Below are 23,308 nucleotides of genomic sequence, written 5' to 3'. Positions count from 1 at the left end.
CTCCCGGAGGGGGTCGTTGTCGGTTTCGCGGCGCCGTGCGGCGATGCGGGCTCGGGTGGGCCAGCGTACGTCGTGTGCCATGCCGAGCATCTCCAGCCACCGGATGAGCCGGGCCGAGGGGTCGATCTGACCCGGGAGCATGCCGTGCCGGGCGCTGGTGGGATCGGCGTGGTGGCCGTTGTGCCAGCTCTCGCCGAACGACAGGATCGCCAGCGGCCAGAAGTTGGTGGCGCGGTCCCGGGTGGTCAGCGGCCGATCGCCGAACACGTGGCAAACCGAGTTGATCGACCAGGTGACGTGATGCAGCAGGGCGATCCGGACCAGGGTTCCCCAGAAGAACGCGGTCGCGGCGCCCGTCCAGGTGCCGGTGATCAGCAGCCCGGCCGCCGGTGGCGTCAGCAGCGACACCCCGGCCAGGACCGGGAACCACCGGTCCACGCGGCGAATCGCGGGGTCGGCGAGCAGATCCTTGGCGAACCGTGCCCGGTTGGTGAAATCGCGGTTGAACATCCAGCCGACGTGCGCGAACACCATGCCCTTGGCCAGGCCGCGGACGCTGTGCCCGAACCGCCATGGTGAGTGCGGGTCACCGTCGCGGTCGGCGAAGGCGTGGTGACGGCGGTGGTCGGCCACCCATCCGATCACCGGCCCTTCCACCGACAGGCTTCCGGCCACCGCCAGGGCCACGCGCAACGGCCGCCCGGTTTTGAACGACCCGTGGGTGAGATAGCGGTGGAACCCGACGGTGACGCCGAGCCCGGTGATCACATACCCGGTCACCGCGATGAGCACGTCGAGCGGGCTCAAGCCCCAGCCCCACGCCACCGGCACGGCCGCGGCCAACGCCGCGAACGGCACCACCACCATCACCCACATCACCACCACGGCCGCAGCGGACTTGCGTCCCTCGGTCAAGGCCGGTGCGGGCCGGCCACGCGCTCTCGGCCGGTCCACGCTCGGCCCCGGTGAGGTCATCGAGGTCATGACCCTCGCCTCCTCCTTCGCTGGGTAGGTCTACGGCTGTTTCCGGTTCTGGAGCGCACCGGATACCCGAACACGCCGTACCCATGCCTGCACGTCGGCTCCCGCTCGTCCGACCTTGCCGCTGGGGAAGCTTCTCACCAGGCAAAACCGTCCACTGCGTGCTCGAACGCGCACCCGCACCGCAACGGCAGCCCACCGGGGGAGCGCAGGGGCGGTCAGTCGTCGTGGACGCTTTCCGGGAGGGGCGGGTCGCGGTGCGCGTTCACACCGACCAGGACGGCGAGCAGTTCACCGATGGTCGGTTCCCGGCCGATCGGGTCGAGCAGCGGCAGGTGCTCCTCGATGCGGTAATGGTTGCGCCGGCCGGCCTTGTCCTTGACCACGTAGCCGGCCGTGACGAGGTCGGTGACGATCTCGTGGGCGCTGCGCTCGGTGATGCCGACCAGGCCGGCGATGTCGCGCAGCCGTACGCCCGGGTCATGGGCGATGCACAGCAGGACACGGGCGTGGTTGGTGAGGAAGCTCCACCGGCGCATGCCGACATCATATCCCCATAATTCTAGAATTACATTGCATGTTTCGTAGTTCAGGTATAGGGTGGCGGGACAGGCCCGAAACCGTGGTCCGTCGTCGATGGATCACTCTCGGGCATGAGGGGGACACCATGGGAACAGCGGGAATCCAACTGGTCCGCGGCATCGACCCGGCCGATCTGGCCGACGACCTCGACCGCCTCTACTGCTACGAGCAGGTGACCGTCGCGTGGGCCCGGGCCCTGGACAACCGGCTCACCGGGCTGGCCGAGATCATGCTCGAAGAACCGGCGCGCGAGCATGCCGCGCTGGCCGAGCGGCACGCCGGCCGGCTCGCCGCACGGATCGCGCAACTCGGCGGCGCCATCACCGCCGACCCCACCCGGTTCGCCGAACGAGCCCAGGTGGACGGCATCGACCTGCCCGGTGAGGTCGGCGACCTGGCCCCGCTCAGCTACGCGCTGGTCCAGGAGCAGAAGATCATCGGCCGGTACGGTCAGCTCATCGACCGGGTCCGCGGCGCCGACGATGTGACCGAGCGGCTCCTGGTCTCGATCCTGTCCGCCAAGGTCGCGCAGGAGGACGAGCTGGAGTCCGGCGTCGCCGCCGGGCAGTCCACGGTTTGACCGTCCGCCAGGCACCGGTGAGGTGAGTGTTCGGCCGTCCGCCCGACTGCCCGCTGGTCCGACCGTCCCGCCGGGGCGGGGAGAACCGATGAACCTGACCCTCGTGCGCCGCCGGCGATTGGTTGATCCTGGCCGTGCTGTGCTTGAGCGAGTTCATGGTCGTCGTCGACAACACCATCGTCAACGTCGCGCTGCCCACGCTCAGCCGGGACCTCGGCGCCACCACCAGCCAGCTGCAATGGATCGTGGACTCCTAAAGCCTCGTGTTCGCTGGCCTGCTGCTGGCCGGCGGCAGCCTCGGCGACCGCTTCGGACGCAAGGGCGCGCTGCAGCTCGGACTCGCGCTGTTCGCGGTCACCTCGGTACTGGCCACCTTGGCCGGCTCGCCCGGCCAGCTGATCGCCGCGCGGGCGGCGATGGGCATCGGCGGAGCGCTGATCTTCCCGGCCACGCTGGCGATCCTGACCAACGTGTTCCATGACGCGGCCGGACGGGCCAAGGCCATCGGCATCTTGGGCCGGCGTCTCCGGCCTGGCCGTCGCGCTGGGCCCGTCGCCGGCGGCTGGCTACTGGGAGCACTTCTGGTGGGGCTCGATCTTCCTGGTGAAGGCCCCGACCGTCATCGTCGCCCTGGTCGCCGGGCAAATCCTGCTTCCCGCCTCACGCGACCCGCGCGCCGGACGCTTCGACCTGCCCGGCCTCGGCCTGTCGGTGGCGACCTTGACCACGCTGGTCTACACGGTCATCGAGGGCCCGCACCACGGGCGGACCTCGCCGATGACCCTCGGCGGGCTTCGCGCTGGCCGCGCTCCTGCTGGGCGTTTTCATCGCCTGGGAACGGCACCGCGTCGACCCGATGCTGGACGTGCGGATCTTCCGCAACGCCCGGTTCAGCGCCGCCGCCGCGGCGATCTCCATCGCGTTCTTCGCGCTGTTCGGGTTCATCTCCCGATCACCCAGTACTTCCAGTTCGTCCGCGGCTACTCCACGCTCAGCGCCGGCCTGCACACGCTGCCGTTCGCCGTGGTCGCCGGGGCGGTCGCGGTCCTGTCCCCGTGGCTGGCACAGCGCCTCGGCTCGACCCGGGTCGTCGCCGCCGGCCTGGCGTTCATGGCGGCCGGCTTCGTCGTCGCCGCGACACTGAGCGCTTCCAGCGGCTACTGGGGGCCGGTCATCGCGTCCATGGTCGCCTGACCGCCGGCTCCCTCATCGCCGCCACCGCCGCCGCCCTCGGCGCCGTCGCAGTACTCGAATTCCTGCCCGCCCGAGACGCGCAACCGGCACAACCACCCACCGGCGACGAACCCCCGGACAACCAACCGGCGCCCCGCCACCTCCCGTCGCCGTAGGAGGCCGATCACAATCACCGGCACCGGGGACGACGATGATGACCTGGCCGCAATGGCCAGGCCGTCCTCGTCGGGAGCGGGGGCCGGGTATGCCGCCTGTGCCTGCGCGTAGCTGTTCGCGGTCCCAGCCTCTGTTGGGCAGCGGTCGCTAAGTCGGCGCCGCCAACGTGGGCCAACAGGTCGCCGCGGCGAACTGGGCCGCGATCCGCTGATCATGACGGTGGTGCTGGTCACCGCGATATTGAAGGGACTGGCCGGTCTGCTGGCCCTGGCCATGGCGCGTAGCCGGCGCCACCACACGCCGCGCTGGCTGATGTTGACCACGGGCTCTGGCAAGCCCGCAAGATCGCGACCTCATGGGCCGCGCCGCGCCGTAGTGCGGGGACGGACGATGCGATGCGCGTTCGGCATGCCGAGCCGTCTGGTGGTCACGTTCGGCTGCACAACGCCTTCAACGCGTCCGCCGGCTCTGGATACAGGGTGAGGACGTCGTCGATGCCGGTGAGGCGAAGGATGCGGTCGACCCGTCCCGTGGCTCCGGCCAGTTCAAGGACCAGGTGCTTGTCCTGGGCATATTTGAACGCCTTGACCAGGGCAGTGATACCGCTGGCGTCGCAGAACCTGACGCGCCTGAGGTCGATGACCACACCACTGCTCGGCGCGGCGCCGGCGTGGCCGGTGGACGCGCTGGTGATCATGGCGCTGAGCCGGACGGTCAGCCAGGCGCTGTTGGAGGCATCGATCTCCCCGGCGAGTGCCAGCATCGTCGCCGTCGACTCGGCACCGCAGTCGACGTCCGTCCGCCGGAGACTGACCTGCGGCCCGGTTCGGACGCGGTCGCCGATCGTGGTGTCCAGCCGCGTCCGTACCGCCTGTGGAACGGAGGGTAGGGGTGAGGGTTCGAATGCCGTCATGACAGCCACTTCCCTGGAGCGTATGCACCCTACGCCGCCAGGGTCCGGAGCGGCCTACAGACGACTGCCGCCGTCGCACGCAGCATAGGCCGCGCACGACCTGCGGTCTAATCCCGCGACCCGTTCACTACGGAGCGCCAGCGGTCGCCGAGCGGCTGGGCATTCGAGAAACGACCGAGGTGCTGGCCCGTCCAGGTCGCGGCCAGCTTCCTCCCGTTGGACGTGGCCGAGGCGCGGCTACTTGCTGTCGTACGTTGCCGGCCGGACAGGGGGCGGCCGCTTGCCGGGACCGGGCGGTTGAGCGTTGGGTGAGCGCTGCTGAGGGAAGAAGGGCGGTGTGGGAATGGTCGGCCGCGTGGACGCTTATCAGAGGCGGCATCGTTGGGCTGGTCTGCCGCTGGCGGTGGTGTACAAGTTCGTGGACGACCAGGGCGGATATCTCACGGCGTTGATCACCTTTTACGGGTTCCTGTCGCTGTTCCCGTTGCTGCTGTTGCTGGTCACCGCTCTGGGGTTCGCCTTGGAGGGCAGCCCGGGGCTGCAGGAACGCGTGCTGGATTCGGCGCTTGCGCAGTTCCCGGTGATCGGGGACCAGATCGGTGCGAACATTCATTCCTTCCACGGCAGTTTCCTGGGTCTGGTCACGGGCGTCGTGGGCAGTCTGTTCGGCGGGCTGGGCGTCGTGCAGGCCACCCAGAACGCCCTGAACAAGATATGGGGAGTTCCGCGCAACTCCCGGCCGAACCCCGTCGCCGCCAGGGTGCGCAGCCTGGTGCTGCTGGCGGTCGGCGGTGCGGTGATCCTGGTGACCACGCTGCTGTCGGCCGTGACCGCGTCCGGGGGCGCCTTCGGCGCCGGTGTGCGGGCGGCGGCCATCGTGGCGGCCGTCATCCTCAACGTCGTGCTGTTCACGGTGGCCTTCCGGGTGCTGACCGCCCGGCGGCTCACCATCGCGCAGGTCCGGACAGGGGCGATCACCGCGGCCCTGGTCTGGCAGCTCGTTCAATGGGGCGGGGCGTTCCTGCTCGGTCACATGCTCAAGGGCGCCAGTGCCACCTACGGCATGTTCGGCATCGTGCTCGGCCTGCTGACGTGGATCTATCTGGGCGCGGTCATCTTCGTGCTGAGCGCCGAGATCAACGTCGTCCGTGAGCGGCGGTTGTGGCCCCGTAGCCTGCTGACGCCCTTCACCGACAACGTCGAGCTGACCGTCGGAGACCGGCGCGCCTACACCTCCTACGCCGAGACCGAACGCCACAAAGGCTTCGAGAACGTCGACGTCGACTTCGACCCACCTCGACGCGACGACCCGGACTGACACAGGGCCGCTATCCGGACCGCCCCTGCGGCGGGCGCGTCAGCGGAGCGGTCGCCGGCGCCTGGTCGAACGCAGGGCCAGGAGCGCCACATCGGCGATGAGGATGATGGCGCCGATGATGAGCAGGTAGAACAGGCCCTCGACGAGGATGCCGATGATGGCCAGCACCAGCGCGACGATGACCACAAGGAGGAAGAGGAGCATCATGGTGTGCCCGTTCGGTCGGGGACGGAGCGGTCAGCGGCGGGCGAGCCGGCGTTCGCCGCCGGCGCCGGGCTGGTAGTCAAGGCCGTAGTGCCGGAAGACGGCTTTCTCGTCCTCGGCGGGCAGGACGTCATCGGTGCCGATCGCCGGGCAGTGCTTGACCAGCGCCTTGTCGTGGGCGACTCGCACGTAGCCGGGCCCGGCGGTCGCACCGTCCAGCGGAACGAAGGTCAGCCGGTGGCGGGTGGGCAGGCCGATCCGCACGGTGGCCATCGCGGGTTCGTCGGTGCTGGTGTCGACGTAGACCGACTCCAGTGTGCCGATCTTGTGTCCGCCGGAGTCGAGGACGGTGTGGGTGCGCCATTCCCGGATGTCAGCCAGTTGGATCATCATGGCTCCTTCCACTGGGACCGATGGGTTCAGGATCCCCCGGCTTCGTCGTCCAACTCGTCCCAGCTCGGGCGATTCCTGGCGGCTTTGCGCAGCCGGGGGTGACTGTGCTGTCGACGCTGAGGTCGAGGATGTGGGGCCTACTCAGGTTCACCTGCGCAGCTCAGCGATCGTGCCGCCCTCGTTCACGACGGGCGGGCTGGTCCAGGGCCGCCGGCTCGGGGAGGAGCGGACGGCCCTGGAACCTCCGGCCCAATCTCCCCCGGCAGTGCGGGCCGGCATCGTCCACCCAAGCGCGGTGACCCGAGGACGGACACAGCCAATCCATGCACAACCCATCACTCGCACTGATAACTCGTCGGCTCGACCGGAAATCGGCTGAAATGGAGCGGGTTTCTCGCGCAGGGGTCTCAACGGCCCCGATGTGTGAGTGAATCCCCGGAAACTATTTCTGTTTTCCGTATTTCGGCAATAATTCGCGTAGAATAAAAGTATCCGGTAAACGACGACATCCCGTTCTGAGGGCTGACCCGTCACACCGGCCCGCCCCCCGGAGAGGGGGAGCCATGCAGACCTCGCACAAGCCGCGCGCCAACGGCCAGACCGGCTCGGTGTCCCAGCTCAGACCACCTGGCCCCAGAGTCCCCGATCGGCACAAGTCGCCGCCGTCGGCGCGAACGGTGCAGGCGGCCCGCACGAGCGTGGCGTGGCCCGAGCTGTGGGCTGTCGCGGCCATCTTGATTCTCTTCATGGTTCTCGTGGTGAGCAACACCGGCGATGTGCGGATCTCCTTCGCCGGGATGAGCGGCGTCCTGCCACAGGCGGTCGTGCTCATGGCCGCCATGGCCGCTGGGATAGCGGTCACTTTGCTCCTGGGCATGGCCCGCCTCACGCAACTGCGCCCGCTGACCCGCAAGCGCCTCCGCTGAGAATCCGACCCACCACTTCGATCGGAAGCCCAAGGAAGGCGCCTGCCATGTGGTCAACCACCGAACGCCGCACCACGATCAGCCTGTCACCGCCCTCGACTCCCCGGCTGCGGCTGCGCCCCGCGGCCCTTCCCGGTTCGGCGCGGCCCGTGCTGGACGGCGCCTGGTGGCCCCGCTCGGCCGACCCGGTCGCCGAACTGCCGGGCTTGATCCTGGCCCTGCGAGACCACGGCCCCATCGACGACCAGCGTCCCATCACCCACGTCCTGCTCCGGGTGGACGACTGGGACAGCCGCCCCCGCAGGCTGCGCGTCGACGGCCCGGCCGACACCCGGGTGGTGCGGCTGAGCTGGTTCGGCTCCCTGCCCTCCGGGCTGCTCACCGCGATCCACGCCGACGGCCGGCGCGTGGACCTGCTCACCGTCCCGGCCGCCACCCCCCAGGCCGAGGCCGAGGCGTCGATGGAGCTGGCCTCCCACCCGCACAACTTCCTGCACACCCCGGATCTGCTCGCCGCCCTCGCCGCGCCACCCGGCCGGCCGGGCCGGGCCGGCGCCCAGACGGTCTCCGAGAGCGTCTGGGAATCCGAGGGCGGACGACTGCAGGAACGCCTCGCGGCACATTGATCCGCTCCGCCGCCCGGTCGGCCCGTCATCCGGCCGTCCGGGGCGGCGCGCCCGCCCACCAGTGATCGGAGATCGCTATGACCACGCTCACCGCCACCGTGCCCGCCACCGTGCCCGCCCTCACGTCCGTCACCGCGGGCCTTGTCCGCCCCCCCGACGAAGTGAGGATGCCCGCCCACCGGCGCCCCGGCCACACCATCGTCGCGTTGTCGGGCGCCCTGGACGGCGCCGCCGCTCCAGCGCTGCGCGAGCACCTGATCGGCGTGTTGCGCTACAGCGGCCGCCTGCTGATCCTCGACCTGAGGGAGGTGGCGACCGCCGACACGGCCGGACTGGCCGTACTGGTCGGCATCCAGCGCCGCGCCGCGGGGCTCGGCGTCACCGTACGCCTCGCCGCCCCGGGCCCCCAGGTCGCCGCGCAGCTTCGCCTCACCGCGTTCGACCGCGTCCTCACCGTCCACTCCACCCCGGACATCCACGCTGAGATCGCTGTATAACCGGCGAATCGCGCTGGTTGCAGCCCGAGGCGATCCAGCCGAACCGCGCCCGGTTCCGCGACGTCCGACCATACGGCCGGGCGTCCCGGTCCGGGCCCGATCCTGATCGGGGGCCCCGCACCCGCACGGGAGCCGAAGCCGCCACGCCACCCCGCCCGCGCGCCGGCCGGTGACGGTTGCCGACCGGGCGGGCAGCGGCCGGCCATATCCGCCACCGCCGACCGGTGACCCCATCACCGGAAACAGGGCCCGCGTGACCAGCCCAGTGTTCAGGCCATCTTCACGTCGTGGTTCCCTCCCCCCCGGCCGCGTCAGGAGACGACGATGGCGACCGCCGTGATGAGCGCGCAGACGAGGGCCACCGCAATGGCCATGCCGCCGATAAGCCCCCTCATCAGCCGCAGGTATTCATCTCTCATGGTCATCGGGCACCTCTTGTCGGGCCAGGGCACGGGCACCGGACTCGGGCGACAGCCGGGCGCCGCGAGTGCGGCGGACCGCTGCGCAGGGACGGCGCTTCCACGAACCTTCGCGGGCCGGGCCCAGCCGCAGGACCTTCCAGGTGGTGTTCACCGGCGATGTTCATGCGGGCACCTTGGTCTAGCGTCGGCTACGTCGCGGCCGGGCGCGGTCTTGGCGGGGTGGACCGTCAGCGTCGGGCGGGCTGTCGCGGTGCGGCGGCGCGGCGGAGTTCCGCCGCTTGTCGTCCGCTTCGTCGATGGCGTCCTGGCGGCTGCGGGCGGACCATCGCTTCGGGGGCGACATGCCGCGCATGACCAGCGGAAGCAGCAGCAGGGCCGCACCGGCGGCCATCAAGATGGTGCCCACCGCGTGCAGATCGATTCCTCGTATGGACCCCGTGACGGCGAAAGTGAGGATCGCGCCGATCGTCAGGAGGGCGACGCCGCCCGCTATGGGCATCACACACCGCCCTTCGGCGAACTCAGCTGAATGATCCAGACGATGATGTCCATGACCGAACTCCTCGACGAGCCATGAATTCGGTGACTGCCAGGATCGGTCTTCCGAACCGGTCGAAGCAGCGGCCCCAATGCGCCACAAGAAACGGCCATCGGGCCGGCATGCCCGTTCATTCTTCATTCAACCCTTCCCCCGGCGGCGGGGGAAACAGCCGTTTTCGGAACGTGCCTTCTCCCCGGGAGATGACCGGTTGGACGCCACCAGCCGGACTAGGACGCCGAGCGTGGAGCCGGGAGCGGGCGGGCGTCGCCACAAATGCCGCGGATCGCCCGTTCAAATCGTGGGCGCCGCTCAAGTTGCGGCGGCTCAGCCGGCGGCGCCGTCGACCGCCGGAGCTTGGCCGGAGTCAGACCAGACGTTCGTGGACGTAGCACCATCGCCAGGTGGATCCCGGTCCCATCGCGGCGGCCAGCGGATGGTCGGTCTCCTGGTAATGCGCTTGTGCGTGCCGGTTCGGCGAGTCGTCGGAACACGCCACCCAGCCGCAGGTCAAACAGATCCGGAGGGCCGTCCACCCGCCTCCTCGCGCCTCACACATCGTGCAGCCGCGCGATCGGGGAGTGACAGGCGCCAGCCCGTCCACATGCTCACAATGTGGTGCCGACCCGTTCGGGCTGGTCGGCACGCTCGAGGTCATGATTTGGACTCTCATTTCGTGGTTCATCGAGAGCCCCCTTTCTAAGAACCGCCACGCGCTGCCATTGGGTCAGTACTCCAGTTCCGGACGCGGTGGACCGCCGACGGCGCGCAGGCGATGCAGTACCCGCCGACGCAGTAAGTCGGACCTGAGGTCCTGGGCCAAGATCGGCATGCCCTTGGGGATGTCGCCTCTGGGCACGATCGTGGTCGTGATCTTCCGCTCCGAACTCCGACGCGTGGATAAGCGCCTACTACCAGTTGAGCGCGATCTCCGGCCGGTCGTAACGGGCGATCCGAGCAAGCTCGATCAGCGGGGGCGATAACCGCCGACGGTGGTCGTGACCCCGGGCCGCCCGTCTGGGCCGCATGTCGTCGTCGCGATTCTGACGGATGGGATGTCGAACCGTTTATGTTGGGTGGTGGTCCTGCGGATTGCCGGGAGCGGGGAGGTGAGGTCCATGAGCGGAACGGTGACCGAGGTGTGGGTCGCCGCCAGCGGCGGCCATGACATCGTTCGCGCCGATGCGATCGTGATGCTCCGCCTGGATGAGACCGGGCGGCTGACCGCGCAGCTCCGCGACGACGCCAAGGTCAGCGTGTCCCTCCTGGAAGGCTCGTCCGACTCGCACCTGCCCGATGACTTCCATCGTCAGCTGATCCGGGCGGTCGCCGAGCTCGCCGATTCCAGCGGCGCGCAACTCGTCCGTGCACGGCACGATAGGGGCGCCTGGCACTGGATCAGTGAACCCTCTAAAAGCACGCCGCGAGGTGGGCCCTGCGAGCAGGTCTCGCTGTTCCAGCTCAGAAGGCAGGAGATGTGGAACTGCGCCAGCTCCGCTACTTCGTCGCCGTTTCCAAGGAGCTCAACTTCGGCCGCGCGGCGGCCCGCGAGCACATCGTCCAGTCGGCGCTGAGTCAGCAGATCCAGCGGCTGGAGCGGGAACTGGGCGTGCGGCTGCTGGAGCGCACCACCCACTACGTCGCCCTGACCCCGGCGGGCGCGGCGTTCCTGGTCGAGGCGCGGCAGATCCTCGCTCATGTGGAGCGCGCCGCCCAGGTCGCCCGGACCGCGCAGGGCACCTCCCCGGCGTTGCGGGTGGGCATCATCGACTCCAGCTATGACTCGATGCCACAGATCCTCCATGAGGCCCAGGCCCTCTACCCGGACCTGGTGATCCACCAGGTGGAGGTCGGCGTCCCCGAGCAGTATCAGCAGCTCGTCGACGGGCGCCTGGACGTGGGCATCGGCCGCGCCGCGCTGGCGCCGAGCGGGGTCGCCTCACACCTGTTCCGCCTGGACCGTCTCGGAGTCCTGGTCCCTCGCGGGCACCGGTTCGCCGACCTGGACGCGGTGCCGGTCGAGGCCCTCGCCCGTGAACCGCTGCTGCTGGCCGAGGAGATGAAGGCGCCGGAGTTCAACCAGTTCACCGTCGAGATGTGCCGGGCCGCCGGCTTCACCCCGACGGTGCACGAGGGCACCGTCGACAGCGTCCACGCCGCGGCCGCCCTGGTCGCCCACGGCCGCTGCCTGTACTGCGTGCCCTCGTCCTGCATCTCCGCCCTCCCGGGGACCATCTGGCGCCCGCTCACCGACCCGGTCTCGTACTACCCCTGGTCGATCCTGTGGCGCGCGGCCGACGACTCCGATCACGTACATGCCGTCGTCACCTGCGCCCGGAGCATGTCCGACCGGCTCGGCTGGCTGGCCGCCGCGGACCAGCTGACCGGCTGAACATCACCTATCTCCTCCACCCGCCCATGGTGATCGGCCGAGGTGATCGGTTCGGCGCGTATCGGCGGTATCCCGGGAAGGGAGGGCCGCGAACCGGGACGTGCTACGGCACGAATCGTCAGCGGCCTTTCACCCGGGCGTGAACGCGTGCGGTGCACCGGCAAGCGGCCGAAGCAGGTCGCACATCACCTGCCCGGCATTGGGCCGCCGGGCCGGATCCTTGGCCAGGCACGCCGCCGCCAGGGTGCGCAGCCGTCCCGACAGGCGTCCGAGTTCGGGGTCCTCGTTGAGGATCCGCTGCATCACGGCCGGGATCGTGTCATCGCCGAACGCGGGTGATCCGTTCGCCGCGTAGGCCATCGTGGTGGCCCAGGCGAACATGTCGGCCGCCGGGCCGGCGCGTTCGCCGAAGAACTGCTCAGGGGCCATGTAGGAGGGTGTGCCGATCACCTGGCTGGTGGCGCTCGTGCTCGCCTCCAGCGCCCGCGCGATCCCGAAGTCGATCACCCGGGGCCCGTCCGGGCCGATCAGCACGTTGGCCGGCTTGAAATCGCGGTGGACGATGCCGGCATGGTGAATGGCCGCCAAGGCGGTGGCGGCGCCCAGCGCCAGCCGGTCCAGCCCACCACCGCGGCGCGGACCCTGCCGGCGGACCAGGTCCCGCAGCGAGGGCCCGGCGATGTACTCGCACACGATGAAGGGACGCTCACCGTCCACCTCGGCGGCCAGCACGGCGGCGGTGCAAGGGCTCCTCACACGCCGTGCCGTGGCCACCTCGCGGACGAACCTCGCCCGCGCCCGCTCGTCATCGCCGCGGTGCATCACCTTGACGGCGACCGGCTCCCCACCGCCGGTCTCGGCGAGATACACCACGCCCTGACCGCCCTCGCCCAACCGCCCGAGGATCCGAAAACCGCCGAGCGATGCCGGGTCGCCGGGTCGCAACGGCTCCATGATGTCCCACTCCAGTCAAGCCGCGCCGCGCCGCCGTACCGCCGCGGAACACCCCGGACCGACGCCACCGACGGCGATTTCGCCGGCGCCGGGCATCAGGAACCGCACCTCACGGAACCGAGGTGGCCGGCTCGTGGGTGACCCCGATGGAGATCCGCCACCGGTCCTGGGCCATGTCATCCACGGCTTGCCCAGTTGCGGGGACGCCGGCCGGAACGCCGACCGTTGCCGCGTCCGCCGCCGCGCGAGGTGATGAGGTGGTAGGCGAGCAGGAGGACCGCGGACCCGGCGATGGCGGTGATCCAGGTGGAGAGGTCGAAGAATCCCTGGACACCGTCGACGTCCAACAACCGGGTGGCCAGGAAGCCTCCCAGCAGTGCTCCGGCGACGCCGATCAGGGTGGTGACGATCAGTCCCTGGGGGTCTTCGCCGGGGACCAGTGCTCTGGCGATCACACCGGCCACCAGGCCGAGGATGATCCACGCGATGATGCCCATGACCGAACTCCTAGACGAGCCTTGAATCGACGGCTGCCAGGCGACGGTCTTCCGAACCGGTCGAGGCAGGGGCCCCGTGTGTTCCGCAGGAGCGCGGGAATGGGGCTGCTCGTTCGCCCTAAGCCAATCCCGCCCGCGTCAGGAAAGAAACAGCTGATCCGCAAAGAGGTCATCACCACGACCGATGACCAGGTGGTTTGCCCCGAGCGGCCCGGATCGCGAGGAATACGCCACCGCGGCGAGTTGCACCGCGGGCGGCCCCCCGGCCGGCAATCGTCTGGGTGTCAGGTGAGGCCCCATGAGCACCGGTCAGGTCACCATTTCGCCGCCGAGAGAACGTGGGCCTCGCCGCGACGACCGCTACGACGGTGCCGCGCTCTTCCCCCGTCCCGATGCGCGCCGACGCCCGGACGCGGGGCCAGCGCGTCCGGATGACACTGACAGAGGCGATCGTCGGGGCGCCGTTGGCCGCACTGGCGGCCGGCGTATGGCTGGCCTGGAGAGCCTTCACTCCTCACCCTTTCAGGCATCAGGGTGATGTGCGGCAGTCCGCATCAGCGCACCGTTTGACGGCGACCGGTTCTCCGCCGTCGGCCTCGGCGAGATAGACCGCGCCTTGAGTGCCCGCGCTCTACCACCAGAGGACATGGAAGCCGCCGAGCCGCGCGGGTCGCATGGACACGGCGGGCCGAGGGCGTGGACGCTCATGCCGGCCGGTGTCGGGAGCCGGGTCTCATTCGGGGCTCGCGGCGGGTCTTGGCGTCCTGGACCTGGTGCATGAGACCGTCCCGCACCTCGAACAGCGCGGCGGTGACGTCGTGTTCGGACGATGTCGCCACCAGGCCGGGCCGGCCGGCGATCTCGCAGGTGAGGGTCACCAGCGGGCCGGCGCCCCCGCGGTCCTTGACGCTGAGTTCGAGCTGGACCGCGGCATGCTCGAACGACCGAAGCCGCGTCCAGAGCGGTGTGAAGCACTCGACGATCTGATCGCGTTCGGAATCGGCGAAGCCGGTGCCGAGCCTGAGCCGTCCGGCGATGGCGGCCGACTGCCTGTCAATGGTCACAAGCGTCTCGCTCCCCTTCATCGTGGCGGCCCTGTGCTTCGGGGCGCTTCGCGCCCGGTCCCTCCGACATCGAGGGCGGGCCCGCGGTGCGGCCAAGGCGCAGGGACGCGGCGGCGGAGCCGTCTCTCACAGCACACCGCATCGGCGCCGCCCCGGACACAGGCGGTCTCAGAACAGCTCATCACCTGGTGTGTACGCCGCACGCGCGGCGGCGGACCGAGCCGGGCCGCGGCGCCCGTCCCCAGTGAGGCGATCGGCCCTGGTGATGGCCTGTGCGCAGATTGCCTGTGTCCCCTGCCGCGCCGCCGGTCTTGCCTAGAAGGTGGCCGGCCACTACTGGTGACCGCGTCAATATCCCAGGGCCGTCCGCCGCTCACCGAGCCGCAACTCACCGAGCCGGACGGTCCTGGACCACCAGGGTGCAGCAACACGTGCCGCGGCCGGTACCGCGTGTTCGCCCCCGACGCGGTCCGGGCGCTGCACGAGCACGGCCGCCCCGCCCGGCTGCTGGCGGGCGGAATGCCCGCATGGCGACGCGCCGGCCTCTCCATCGCCACCGGGACCCGCTCATGACCCCCAGCCGTCCAACCAGCCACCCGACCGCGCACTCTGACGGTCATCAGATCGCGCCGCCGGTCCCACCCGGTCTGGACGGTGGGCCGATCTACCTGGACTACAACGCCACCACCCCGGTCGACCCGCGGGTGGCGGAGGCGATGCTGCCGCACCTGATGACGCATTTCGGCAATCCGTCCAGCGGACACATCTACGGCGAACGGCCCCGCGCCGCGCTCGCCCGGGCCCGGGCGCAGGTCGCCGCGTTGATCGGCGCGACCCCCGGGCGGATCGTTTTCACCGGCAGCGGGTCGAAGGCCGACGCGCTGGCCATCACGGGGGTGGTACTCGCGCACAGTGACCCGGGCGCCGTCGAGGTGACCACCCAGCCGACCGAGCACCCCACGGTGCTGGAGACCTGCCGCGCCCTGCACCGCCGCCACGGCACACAGAGCACCCACCTGCCGGTCGACGCCCACGGTCTGGTCGACCCCGACGACCTGGCCGCAGCGATCGGGCCCCGCACCGCACTGGTATCGATCATGACGGCCAACAACGAAACCGGCGTGCTGCAGCCCATCGCCGACCTCGCGCGCGTCGCCCGCGCTCACGGCGTGCCGCTGCACACCGACGCCGCCCAGGCCGCCGGGAAGATCCCGCTCGACATGGGCGGACTCGGCGCCGACCTGCTCAGCCTGGCAGGGCACAAGCTGTACGCGCCCACGGGGATCGGCGCCCTGTTCGCCCGCCCCGGCCTGTGCTGGAGCCTCTGGTATCCGGCGGCGGGCAGGAACACGGGCTGCGCGCCGGTACCGAACCGGTGGCGCTGGCCGCCGCGCTCGGCACCGCCGCCGACCTGGCCCGCGCCGACCTCACCGGCGGCGGCGCGGACCGGCTACGGGCCCTGCGCGACTGGCTCCACCAGGCCCTGGACGAGCAACTCCCCGGCCGCGTCTACCTCAACGGCCACCCGACCCATCGGCTGCCCGGCACCCTCAACCTCGGCATCACCGGCCTGCGCGGCACCGACCTGCTCGCCGCCACGCCCGGCATCGCCGCCTCCACCGGCTCGGCCTGCCACACCGGCACTCCGCAGCCTTCCCCGGTGCTGCAGGCCATGCACCACGACACCGACCGCGCGACCTCGGCGCTGCGCCTCAGCATCGGCCGCTGGACCACCCCCACTGACATCGACCAGGCCGTCCGGCAGATCACCGCCAGCGCCCAAGCCAGTCGGGTCTGCCGAAGGACCTGGAGAGAGATCTGACCAAGTACGGCGTGACCATCTATAGGGCGCCGGGAGCGCCGTCGGGCAGCACCGCTGGGCATGCCGAGCAGGCAGCGGCGAACTTCCGCGCCAACGTCGCCCAGCAGATCAAGGACCTGGGGGGTCGTATCATCAGCGTTCAGACCGCGTTCACGACCAGCCGGATCTGTTCGAAGGCGTGCGCGGGCAACATCAACAAGTTCATCGGAGACCCGGCCAAGAGCGTGAAAATGGGATCGAACGGAATGGTTGTAGGAACCCAGGTCAACGGACAACTCCTCAAGACCCTCCGAGAGAAGTTCGGTATCAGCGGGAAAACGGCGACCTGGGTTACAGCCCGCAGCTACTGGTCAGGAATCTTCTCTCACGGATCTGGTGGCGGCCGCGGAAGCGGCGGCGGATTCAGAGGGAGCCGCCGGTAGCCTGGTCGACCGGCGCGCTGACGGGAGGGGATCGGAGCGGATCCCCTCCCACACCGACCGCCGTGCAGCTGATCGGAGGACAAACCCGTGACCGAGGACGAGATCGTCGAGAAGATCCAGCGCTTGCCTGGTTTGCTGCCACCGGCGTCACCCGAGGCGGTCGCAGCGGTCGAGCAAGCGGTCGGCTGTCCCCTGCCGCCGCTGCTGCGCAGGCTCTACCTCGAGGCCGCGAACGGCGGTTTCGGTCCCCGGGAAGGGATTCTCGGTCTTGCCGGCAGCGACTATGAGCACCACCCCGACTGGGCCGACGCTACCGAGTTTCGCGAGACGTTCAACGAGGAAGGGGCCTATCCGGGGTTGCTGTGGCTCTTCGACTGGGGCTGCGGAATCTGGTCCGTCGTCGACTGTCGCGATCCGTCCGGTCCGATGTGGGGATGGGACCCCAACGGACCAGAGGATGCCGACTTCGTCCGCCTTTTCCCACAGAACATGGCATTCAAAGAATGGCTCACCGAGTCGCTTGCCGGTACGCTCGAGAAGGCATTTGAGACGTCTAGCCTCCAGGCCATCGCCGAACGGCGCCGTGTGCCCGACGAGCCCAGCGCTTTCCCGTCCATGGACATCGCCGATCGGCTGGACGACAGCCAGATACTGGCGGCCGCCGCCAAACTGGGCTCGCTGCCACCGCCCGCCTCGGCTGCGGCGGTCGCCGACGCTGAACAGAAGATCGGCCACCACCTGCCCGTGCTGCTTCGCCGCCTCTACCTCGAGGTGGCGAATGGCGGCTTCGGTCCCCGAGGCGGCGTGCTTGGTGTTCCCGGAACGCTGGCGCCCGACCATTGGGCGGACATAGTCAGTCAGCACGAACTGTTCAGTTCGGGTGAGGATCAGTTTGTCCCCGACGGCATGGTCTGGGTGTGCGACTGGGGAAGCGCCGTCTGGCTGCTGGTTGACTGCCGCGACGACCGGGGCTCCATCTGGGTCTGGGATCCAATAGGCCCGTACCCGCGAGCCGAATCCCTCGATCCCGGTCACGATGACGCCTTGTTCCCCTTGAACCTGTCGTTGCCGGAGTGGCTGAGTATGGCACTGTCGGAAACTCTCGAGGACGTTCCCGCGTCAGCTTTCCGCACGCTTGCGCGCAGGTTGAGTGGGAGAGCGTCGCCGTAGCAGTAAACGACCACGACGCAGCGGACCTCGGCTACGAAGGCCCGATTCGCTCAAGAACACAAACCAGCGCGCCCTACGTTGTCGTCTACCGGCTGAGCAGTAAGTGGACGGGACACCCCAGTCCCACCTCATCACCAGCGCATGTAGTGCCCGTGACGTCCGCAGCTGAGAGCCCCCGCGCAGCTGCACCTCTCGACCGAGAGGCACTACGAAGGTCTGGACCAATCGGGAGAAACCAGGGGCTATTCAGGGAGTCGTCTGCGATCCCCCCGATCCTGACCTCGACCCATTGCGATTTCGACCCTTGGGGGCCCGTCGATAACCAACTCGGCCCAGAAGCTGCACTACGGATTCTGGCCCTGCACTGGTCACATACCGACCCGGTCGGAAGGTGGTGGGGTAGCGGCGCATACGAGACCCGCCCCCTACCGGACCACCCTTAGTGTCCAGGGCCGCCGCGCCCGCTTTGCAACAGGTTGGTGAACCACCGGTTTCGTGTCCGTATTTCAGTGTTCAGTGTGATTGGTCAGGGCCGCTGTCAGGCCGTGGCACGCTGCGATGACGGGCAAAGGGGCGGGGTGGCATGGGGCGTGCGAACGTGCGGGTGCTGGTGGCGGCCGGCGCGGCGGCCGTGGTCGCCTGCGGGGTGGCGACCAACCAGGTCCTAGACGACGGGAAGCTGAGCTGGCACTGGGCCTACTTGGCATTCGGCTTCGCCGTGCTCGCCTCGGTGTTCTCCCTCCAGGTCGCCCAAGGCCCCCAGCCATCCGCCCGAGGGAGGCTTCTGCCAATAGGCGGCGAGCGGCGCGCCTACCTCCGGCAGTTGCGGGCCTCGGTCGTCGACATGGAGACGATCGGGGTGGTGACGCAGGGCGAGTCTGTGCTGCACATGCGCCAGATCTACGTCCACGTGCGCCTGCGCCCCTGGGGCGGCCAAGCCGCCTACGACGACGCCGGGATCGGGTTGCTGCCGCCCGAGGAGCCGGACGAGCACCGGACGCTGAGGTCCTTCCTCGGGGACGGGCGGGTCTTCGCCGTCATCGGCGCCTCCGGGTCCGGGAAGACAACGCTCGTCCGGCACACCGCGCTGGCGATGTGCGACCAGCGCCGGGTCAACTGGCGCAGGAGGCAGCTGCCGGTGCTGCTCTACCTGCGCGACCACGTCGATCTGATCTTGCAGGAGGAGCAGCCGCGGCTGGCGGAGGTGGCGACCTCGGCGGGCTGGTTGGAGGGCCGGATCTCCGCCGACTGGCTGGCGAAGCGGATGGACCGCGGCCGGTGCCTGGTCCTGCTGGACGGCCTGGACGAGATCGCCGACGAGGGGGACCGCAAGCGGGTCGTGGCGTGGACGAGGCGGCAGATCGAGCGGTACCCGTCCGCCGCCTTCGTGGTGACCTCGCGCCCGCACGGGTATCAAGCCAACCCCATCCCGAACGCCGACGTCCTGCAGGTCCAGCGGTTCACCGCCGACCAGATCGGCCAGTTCCTGCACCACTGGTACTACGCCGTCGAGTGCCGCGCCCGCGGCCGGACCGGCAAGCACGTCCGCAGGCTCGCCGCGAGGGAGGCCGACGATCTGCTCGGGAAGCTGCAGTCGATACCGGCGGTGTACGAACTGGCCGCCAACCCGCTGCTGCTCACCATGATCGTCAACGTGCACCGCTACCGCTCCGCGCTGCCGCGCAGCCGGGCGGCGCTGTACGCCGAGATGTGCGACGTCCTGATCCACCGCCGCCAGGAGGCGAAGGACCTGACCGACGCCACTGGGCTGGACGGCCCCCGGAAGGAGCGGGTGATGAGTCACCTCGCCCTTCACATGATGCGCGAGCAGTTTCGCGACATCCCGGTCGACTCGGCCCGCAACGCGATCCGGCGTCCGCTGCGGAAGGTCACCGACGGCGACCGCATCACCCCTGAGGTGTTCCTCACCGAGATTCGCAAGAGCGGGCTGCTGATGCAGCGCGAGCACAGCGGGTTCGGGTTCGCCCACCTCACCCTGCAGGAATACCTGGCAGCGGCGCGGATCCAGGAGCGTCCCGGCGACTACCTGCACTTGCTGACCGAGGGCGTCAACGATCCCTGGTGGCGCGAGACGACCCTGCTCTGGGCCGCCTGCGGCGACGCGACCCCCGTCATCGAGGCGTGCCTGGCGTCCGGGACGATCCACGCCCTGACCCTCGCGTTCGACTGCGCGGACGAGGCGCTGGAGGTCAGCCCGGAGACGCGGGACCGGCTCAACCGGCTCCTCACCTCGCCGAGCGCACCCGATCTGGACGACGAGACCACGCTTCAGCGGCACCGGCTCCTCGCCGCAGTGCTCGCCTCCCGGGTGCTGCGCGAGGTCGTCTGGCTGGGCGCCACCGCGGTGACCTCACGGCCGGTCACCCGGAAGCTCTACAACCTGTTCGCCTTGCACGAGCAGGCGTCCGGCCGCCACGTCCCGGCCGTCGCCGCCGACGACGAGCCCGCGACCGGCGTGTGGGCGAACGACGCGAAACGATTCGTGACCTGGCTGAACACCTTGTTCGACGACGGCACGGCATGCCGGCTTCCGACACCGTCGGAACTCGCGCACCCGGACGCGTCTGTCCTGTCCGCGCTCACGGCCCACACCATCTGGACCGGCGAGGGTCAGCGCGCCTTCCTGCACCGGTCCGGACGCGTGCCCTGGCCCTACACGCCCACCCGGCACCGGATCGCGAAGTGCCCTACCGAGGTGGTCCAGCATCTGCGGTCCACACTGCAACTGGCGCAGGTCTCGGCGACCGACCCAGATCCGCGCCATCTGCTGGGCTACCTGGCCGCCTTCGCCGAGCTCTTCACCGCCCACGGGTCCGACCAGCCGGATCTGGAAGCGGTGCTCGCATTCGACCGCGCGCGGGAACTGGCCGGGACCTTCGACCTCGCGCTCCGGCTCGCCATCGACCTGCGCCCTGCCCATGATCGCGCGTGGACCGACGCGCTCGGCGTCGTCTACGCCCTCGACTCGGTCCTTGCCCTGGACCTCCGGCTGGTCCGCGACCGCACGCGTGAACGGGACCTCGCTCCGGACCTGGTCCACAAGCTCGATCGAGCCGGCGCGCTCCTTCGCGAGCCCAACGACCCCCACCGGCTCAACGCGACGCGCACCCTCATCGGCACGTTGATCGACGAACTCACCGAGGCGAGCCGCCTCTACGGGTGCCTCACCGCGGAGGTCGACCGGGCACGCGACCGGGCTCGGTCCCGTGCCCGGCACATCGACGACAACGATCACGGCACCCTGGTCGTCCTCCGCCACGCCCTCGGCCAGGACGGTGACTACGCCCGCGACCTCAGCGGCGACCGCAGCGCCCGGACGGACGCGCTAGCCCTCGCGCACGCCCATGCCCTCGCCGTCGTCCGCAACGCCGAGGACGGAACCGGCCCCGCCGTCGACATGGCGCGGCGTGAGACGCTCGACCGCTCCCGTGCCCTGGCCCAGGACATCGCCCGCGCGGCGACCCGTGAGATCGCGCGGACCATCGCACAGGAGTTCGCCCGCGACTACGGCCCGCGTTTCCGCGAGGCGCTCGCGACCACCGTTCTCGCGTCCAGCGTCCTTTTGAGCTCGTGGCCGACCGCCGTGCTCGGCCCGCGCACCATCGACGGCCGAGCGCAACCGGCCTTCGAATGCTTCCTGGCCGAGACCTTAGACCGTGCTGCCGTCGGCCGGACGAGCACCGGCGAGGACCCCTACCGGGCGATCCACGAGGTCGCCGCGGCCGTCCGGCATGCGTGGCCGCCTCTTCCAGCGGAGATCCTGGCGCTGGTCAGCAGCGTCCACGACTTGGTCGGACCCGTCCTCGACCGCACCGCCCCGGCCGACCGCCGAGTCCTGACGGTCGCCTCCGCCGGGCTCCTGGCGGCCATGGTCCCGCTGCTCTCGCACGCCGGGAGGTTCCAGGGCATCGTGGACCGGCTCGCACAGGCGCTCGGTTCACTTCTGGTTCTGGCAGACCGGGAGTCCGGGCCATCCCCCAACGAAGCGATACTTCTAGTCCGTGTCTGACCCTGGCCTGGCGGGTGGTCGGACTTACTGCCCTGGTCGCCGCCGGTGCCGTCGCGCTCGGCGCTGCCGGGATGTTGGCCGCTACGGCGCACGCCGCCGGGCCGGTGACGTCTCCTGCCGGTGTCGATCCCTTCATGCCGACCTACACCTGCCAGATCCGCTACCCGGCACTGATCGTGCCCGCTCCGCACGCGGTCGTTCACTACGGGACTGCGAGGTCGGCAAAGGTGCCCCCACCAGCGGCTTCGCCGACGGATCCTTCCAGTTCCTGCTTCCCAGCGAGTACACGGTGTTGGTGACCAGCATGTCGGCGACCAGACCCGCCAGCCGCCGCAGCAGCCGGCGGTCGTCATCGTCGACGACGTCCAGGGTGAGGGCCATCACCCCGATCTCGTCACTGCCGTCCAGCAGCGGCAGGAACAGTCGCACACCGTCCGCCTCGGCGTGCTCGACGGCGGTCTCGGTCAGGAACGCCTGCCCGGCCAGGGAGCCCACCAACGGCACCGGCTCGGTCTCCTTGAGGCCACGCCCCGGAAGGGACACCAGTGTGAGCTGCGCGTAGTCCTGCAGCAGGATCGAGACATCGCGGCCGCCGATCGCGTGCACCTCCTCGGCCACCAGCGGTGCGATGAGTTGCGGCGGCATCTCGTGCGCCCGGTCCAGCAACTAGCTGGTGTACTTCGCGCTGATGTGGGGCGGCGCGTTCGCGCTCGGCCGCGCCGTCCGCCCCATCCGCGACGAAATCCGCGCCCGGATCCAGAAACTGGCCGCCGAACTCACCGCCTGACCTACCGGGCAGGAGCATTGCTTGGCGGCGTACCGAGATGTTTCGGCAAACTGAACAGGCGACCGTGCCCCTGTTCGACGCTTCGACCGCTGGGGACGCCCGCAGGGCGCTGCACAAGTCCAGATCGGCCCGTTGGGAGAGTTCGGCAAGGTCCTAGCAGACATGGTCGTAGCGCATCGGCTCCCGCTTGCTGCGGACGCACGAGCGGTCTGCCGGGCATAGAACCGACCAGGGGGCACGGGTTCGCGCTACGTCGGCCGGTGCTCATGGCCGGTGCACTGCGCGTTCCCCGCCCCAGAGGGCGCTGATTCTCAGGCCATTTGGGTCCGCGCGCATTTCACGTGCGTGCCTTCCCAGTGCGGCAGGTCTCCTGGTAGCCGGAGCGGAAGGGCGTGCCGAGCCATCCGCGCTCACTCGGATGTGCGCATCGGCCGTCGTCGTCAGACGAACTGGCCGGAACGGAGTCAGCAACCTCGGCTGCACCGGACTGATCGGCAGGGGTGGGCGGAACCACCCCGGTTCCGCCGCAGTCACCGGCGCCTCCGTCACGCAGCGCCCGTGCCGCCTCGCAGCCGAGAGCCCGAATCGCCGTACCCCCTCGCCCGAGAGGCGATACGCCAGATCATGCACGAATCGGGTGAACTCGGGGACTTGAACCCCCATGGGCGTTGACCTGCGCTTTCGTCGGTCGGTGAGTCCGGCCCCTATATCACGAAATGACAAAAGCGCCAGGTCAGAGACCTGACACTCGAACGTGGAGATGTGTCCGAGGGGCGACACGCACCGACGGCACATGGCTCACACAATCACCGTTCAGCGCGCCCCACCGCATCCTGGTCG

Annotated in this window: 26 protein-coding genes; 14 read left to right on the top strand and 12 right to left on the bottom strand. The window is 69.8% G+C overall.

What is annotated here, in order from left to right; genetic code table 11:
* Both E1264_RS12190 and E1264_RS12185 read right to left on the bottom strand, forming a co-directional pair.
* Positions 1–876: acyl-CoA desaturase (locus E1264_RS12190; protein ID WP_347813388.1), on the bottom strand; the 876-nt coding region annotated here is incomplete at its 3' end.
* 323 nt (positions 877–1,199) lie between these two features.
* Positions 1,200–1,520 carry a helix-turn-helix domain-containing protein gene (locus E1264_RS12185; protein WP_132172738.1) on the bottom strand — a complete coding sequence of 107 codons (321 nt, stop codon included), beginning with the start codon at positions 1,518–1,520 and terminating at the stop codon, positions 1,200–1,202.
* 128 nt (positions 1,521–1,648) lie between these two features.
* Between E1264_RS12185 and E1264_RS12180 the strand changes: the two genes are divergently transcribed.
* From E1264_RS12180 to E1264_RS12175, 3 genes are all read left to right on the top strand, one after another.
* Positions 1,649–2,143, top strand: a complete 495-nt coding sequence (locus tag E1264_RS12180) for a ferritin-like domain-containing protein (protein WP_165964138.1) — start codon at positions 1,649–1,651, stop codon at positions 2,141–2,143.
* A 143-nt stretch (positions 2,144–2,286) separates the two neighbouring features.
* On the top strand, positions 2,287–2,400 hold the full coding sequence (locus E1264_RS45915) for an MFS transporter (protein ID WP_165964137.1): 114 nt from the start codon (positions 2,287–2,289) through the stop codon (positions 2,398–2,400).
* Positions 2,401–2,620: 220 nt separating this feature from the next.
* Complete coding sequence (locus E1264_RS12175; RefSeq protein WP_243710881.1) at positions 2,621–3,337, top strand: hypothetical protein; 717 nt, start codon at positions 2,621–2,623, stop codon at positions 3,335–3,337.
* A 583-nt stretch (positions 3,338–3,920) separates the two neighbouring features.
* Here E1264_RS12175 and E1264_RS12170 read toward each other — a convergent pair.
* The gene (locus tag E1264_RS12170; RefSeq protein WP_132172732.1) at positions 3,921–4,406 is read right to left on the bottom strand and encodes an STAS domain-containing protein; all 486 of its coding nucleotides are present in this window, start codon (positions 4,404–4,406) and stop codon (positions 3,921–3,923) included.
* 355 nt (positions 4,407–4,761) lie between these two features.
* On the opposite strand from E1264_RS12170, the gene E1264_RS12165 reads away from it, so the two are divergent.
* The gene (locus tag E1264_RS12165) at positions 4,762–5,724 is read left to right on the top strand and encodes a YihY/virulence factor BrkB family protein (protein ID WP_207935873.1); all 963 of its coding nucleotides are present in this window, start codon (positions 4,762–4,764) and stop codon (positions 5,722–5,724) included.
* A gap of 39 nt (positions 5,725–5,763) precedes the next feature.
* Here E1264_RS12165 and E1264_RS43300 read toward each other — a convergent pair whose 3' ends face one another.
* Both E1264_RS43300 and E1264_RS12160 read right to left on the bottom strand, forming a co-directional pair.
* Complete coding sequence (locus E1264_RS43300; protein ID WP_165964134.1) at positions 5,764–5,931, bottom strand: hypothetical protein; 168 nt, start codon at positions 5,929–5,931, stop codon at positions 5,764–5,766.
* Positions 5,932–5,961: 30 nt separating this feature from the next.
* Positions 5,962–6,318 (bottom strand): PRC-barrel domain-containing protein, encoded by a 357-nt coding sequence (locus tag E1264_RS12160; RefSeq protein WP_132172728.1) that lies wholly within the window; start codon positions 6,316–6,318, stop codon positions 5,962–5,964.
* Positions 6,319–6,884: 566 nt separating this feature from the next.
* Here E1264_RS12160 and E1264_RS12155 point away from each other — a divergent pair.
* From E1264_RS12155 to E1264_RS12145, 3 genes are all read left to right on the top strand, one after another.
* Complete coding sequence (locus E1264_RS12155; RefSeq protein WP_132172726.1) at positions 6,885–7,247, top strand: hypothetical protein; 363 nt, start codon at positions 6,885–6,887, stop codon at positions 7,245–7,247.
* Positions 7,248–7,294: 47 nt separating this feature from the next.
* The gene (locus tag E1264_RS12150) at positions 7,295–7,873 is read left to right on the top strand and encodes a DUF5994 family protein (RefSeq protein WP_132172724.1); all 579 of its coding nucleotides are present in this window, start codon (positions 7,295–7,297) and stop codon (positions 7,871–7,873) included.
* A 77-nt stretch (positions 7,874–7,950) separates the two neighbouring features.
* Positions 7,951–8,370 carry an STAS domain-containing protein gene (locus tag E1264_RS12145; RefSeq protein ID WP_132172722.1) on the top strand — a complete coding sequence of 140 codons (420 nt, stop codon included), beginning with the start codon at positions 7,951–7,953 and terminating at the stop codon, positions 8,368–8,370.
* Positions 8,371–8,970: 600 nt separating this feature from the next.
* On the opposite strand, the gene E1264_RS12140 is transcribed toward E1264_RS12145, so the two are convergent.
* Both E1264_RS12140 and E1264_RS12135 read right to left on the bottom strand, forming a co-directional pair.
* Positions 8,971–9,291: a DUF6458 family protein gene (locus tag E1264_RS12140; RefSeq protein ID WP_132172720.1), complete on the bottom strand. Its 321-nt coding sequence runs from the start codon at positions 9,289–9,291 to the stop codon at positions 8,971–8,973.
* Positions 9,292–9,697: 406 nt separating this feature from the next.
* Positions 9,698–9,889, bottom strand: coding sequence for a UBP-type zinc finger domain-containing protein (locus E1264_RS12135; protein ID WP_243710882.1), 192 nt, complete (start codon positions 9,887–9,889; stop codon positions 9,698–9,700).
* A gap of 559 nt (positions 9,890–10,448) precedes the next feature.
* On the opposite strand from E1264_RS12135, the gene E1264_RS12130 reads away from it, so the two are divergent.
* Positions 10,449–10,904, top strand: a complete 456-nt coding sequence (locus E1264_RS12130; RefSeq protein WP_132172716.1) for a hypothetical protein — start codon at positions 10,449–10,451, stop codon at positions 10,902–10,904.
* On the top strand, positions 10,808–11,722 hold the full coding sequence (locus E1264_RS12125) for a LysR family transcriptional regulator (RefSeq protein WP_132172714.1): 915 nt from the start codon (positions 10,808–10,810) through the stop codon (positions 11,720–11,722). The genes E1264_RS12130 and E1264_RS12125 overlap by 97 nt, the downstream gene beginning before the upstream one ends.
* A gap of 129 nt (positions 11,723–11,851) precedes the next feature.
* On the opposite strand, the gene E1264_RS12120 is transcribed toward E1264_RS12125, so the two are convergent.
* The 3 genes from E1264_RS12120 to E1264_RS12110 form a co-directional block, all read right to left on the bottom strand.
* The gene (locus E1264_RS12120; RefSeq protein WP_132172712.1) at positions 11,852–12,676 is read right to left on the bottom strand and encodes a serine/threonine-protein kinase; all 825 of its coding nucleotides are present in this window, start codon (positions 12,674–12,676) and stop codon (positions 11,852–11,854) included.
* 176 nt (positions 12,677–12,852) lie between these two features.
* Positions 12,853–13,173, bottom strand: coding sequence for a GlsB/YeaQ/YmgE family stress response membrane protein (locus tag E1264_RS12115; RefSeq protein WP_132172710.1), 321 nt, complete (start codon positions 13,171–13,173; stop codon positions 12,853–12,855).
* Between the two features lie 704 nt (positions 13,174–13,877).
* The gene (locus E1264_RS12110; protein WP_207935872.1) at positions 13,878–14,237 is read right to left on the bottom strand and encodes a hypothetical protein; all 360 of its coding nucleotides are present in this window, start codon (positions 14,235–14,237) and stop codon (positions 13,878–13,880) included.
* Positions 14,238–14,576: 339 nt separating this feature from the next.
* Between E1264_RS12110 and E1264_RS12105 the strand changes: the two genes are divergently transcribed.
* Positions 14,577–14,810, top strand: a complete 234-nt coding sequence (locus E1264_RS12105; RefSeq protein ID WP_132172706.1) for a hypothetical protein — start codon at positions 14,577–14,579, stop codon at positions 14,808–14,810.
* Between the two features lie 193 nt (positions 14,811–15,003).
* Here E1264_RS12105 and E1264_RS45910 read toward each other — a convergent pair whose 3' ends face one another.
* Positions 15,004–15,126 (bottom strand): hypothetical protein, encoded by a 123-nt coding sequence (locus E1264_RS45910; protein WP_279490463.1) that lies wholly within the window; start codon positions 15,124–15,126, stop codon positions 15,004–15,006.
* 423 nt (positions 15,127–15,549) lie between these two features.
* Between E1264_RS45910 and E1264_RS44560 the strand changes: the two genes are divergently transcribed.
* From E1264_RS44560 to E1264_RS12085, 4 genes are all read left to right on the top strand, one after another.
* On the top strand, positions 15,550–16,059 hold the full coding sequence (locus E1264_RS44560; protein WP_207935871.1) for an aminotransferase class V-fold PLP-dependent enzyme: 510 nt from the start codon (positions 15,550–15,552) through the stop codon (positions 16,057–16,059).
* An 11-nt stretch (positions 16,060–16,070) separates the two neighbouring features.
* Positions 16,071–16,481 (top strand): hypothetical protein, encoded by a 411-nt coding sequence (locus tag E1264_RS12095; protein WP_132172704.1) that lies wholly within the window; start codon positions 16,071–16,073, stop codon positions 16,479–16,481.
* A gap of 87 nt (positions 16,482–16,568) precedes the next feature.
* On the top strand, positions 16,569–17,651 hold the full coding sequence (locus E1264_RS12090) for an SMI1/KNR4 family protein (RefSeq protein WP_132172702.1): 1,083 nt from the start codon (positions 16,569–16,571) through the stop codon (positions 17,649–17,651).
* Between the two features lie 583 nt (positions 17,652–18,234).
* Entirely contained in the window at positions 18,235–21,681 is a 3,447-nt protein-coding gene (locus E1264_RS12085) for an NACHT domain-containing protein (RefSeq protein ID WP_132172700.1), read from the top strand.
* A gap of 132 nt (positions 21,682–21,813) precedes the next feature.
* Here E1264_RS12085 and E1264_RS12080 read toward each other — a convergent pair whose 3' ends face one another.
* On the bottom strand, positions 21,814–22,347 hold the full coding sequence (locus E1264_RS12080; RefSeq protein ID WP_207935870.1) for a hypothetical protein: 534 nt from the start codon (positions 22,345–22,347) through the stop codon (positions 21,814–21,816).
* Between the last annotated feature and the right edge of the window lie 961 nt (positions 22,348–23,308).

Source organism: Actinomadura sp. KC216, assembly GCF_004348535.1.
GTDB lineage: Bacteria > Actinomycetota > Actinomycetes > Streptosporangiales > Streptosporangiaceae > Spirillospora.
The sequence above is the reverse complement of the archived record's forward strand: the minus strand, read 5'-3'. Positions and strand labels throughout refer to the sequence as shown.

Excerpts from the sequence above, each read along its gene's own strand:
- E1264_RS12185 (WP_132172738.1), bottom strand. The coding sequence starts at position 1,520 with ATGCGCCGGTGGAGCTTCCTCACCAACCACGCCCGTGTCCTGCTGTGC.
- E1264_RS12180 (WP_165964138.1), top strand. The coding sequence starts at position 1,649 with ATGGGAACAGCGGGAATCCAACTGGTCCGCGGCATCGACCCGGCCGAT.
- E1264_RS12175 (WP_243710881.1), top strand. The coding sequence starts at position 2,621 with ATGACGCGGCCGGACGGGCCAAGGCCATCGGCATCTTGGGCCGGCGTC.
- E1264_RS12170 (WP_132172732.1), bottom strand. The coding sequence starts at position 4,406 with ATGACGGCATTCGAACCCTCACCCCTACCCTCCGTTCCACAGGCGGTA.
- E1264_RS43300 (WP_165964134.1), bottom strand. The coding sequence starts at position 5,931 with ATGATGCTCCTCTTCCTCCTTGTGGTCATCGTCGCGCTGGTGCTGGCC.
- E1264_RS12160 (WP_132172728.1), bottom strand. The coding sequence starts at position 6,318 with ATGATCCAACTGGCTGACATCCGGGAATGGCGCACCCACACCGTCCTC.
- E1264_RS12155 (WP_132172726.1), top strand. The coding sequence starts at position 6,885 with ATGCAGACCTCGCACAAGCCGCGCGCCAACGGCCAGACCGGCTCGGTG.
- E1264_RS12150 (WP_132172724.1), top strand. The coding sequence starts at position 7,295 with ATGTGGTCAACCACCGAACGCCGCACCACGATCAGCCTGTCACCGCCC.
- E1264_RS12145 (WP_132172722.1), top strand. The coding sequence starts at position 7,951 with ATGACCACGCTCACCGCCACCGTGCCCGCCACCGTGCCCGCCCTCACG.
- E1264_RS12140 (WP_132172720.1), bottom strand. The coding sequence starts at position 9,291 with ATGCCCATAGCGGGCGGCGTCGCCCTCCTGACGATCGGCGCGATCCTC.
- E1264_RS12135 (WP_243710882.1), bottom strand. The coding sequence starts at position 9,889 with ATGTGTGAGGCGCGAGGAGGCGGGTGGACGGCCCTCCGGATCTGTTTG.
- E1264_RS12130 (WP_132172716.1), top strand. The coding sequence starts at position 10,449 with ATGAGCGGAACGGTGACCGAGGTGTGGGTCGCCGCCAGCGGCGGCCAT.
- E1264_RS12120 (WP_132172712.1), bottom strand. The coding sequence starts at position 12,676 with ATGGAGCCGTTGCGACCCGGCGACCCGGCATCGCTCGGCGGTTTTCGG.
- E1264_RS12115 (WP_132172710.1), bottom strand. The coding sequence starts at position 13,173 with ATGGGCATCATCGCGTGGATCATCCTCGGCCTGGTGGCCGGTGTGATC.
- E1264_RS45910 (WP_279490463.1), bottom strand. The coding sequence starts at position 15,126 with ATGGCCAGCGCGTCGGCCTTCGACCCGCTGCCGGTGAAAACGATCCGC.
- E1264_RS12085 (WP_132172700.1), top strand. The coding sequence starts at position 18,235 with ATGGGGCGTGCGAACGTGCGGGTGCTGGTGGCGGCCGGCGCGGCGGCC.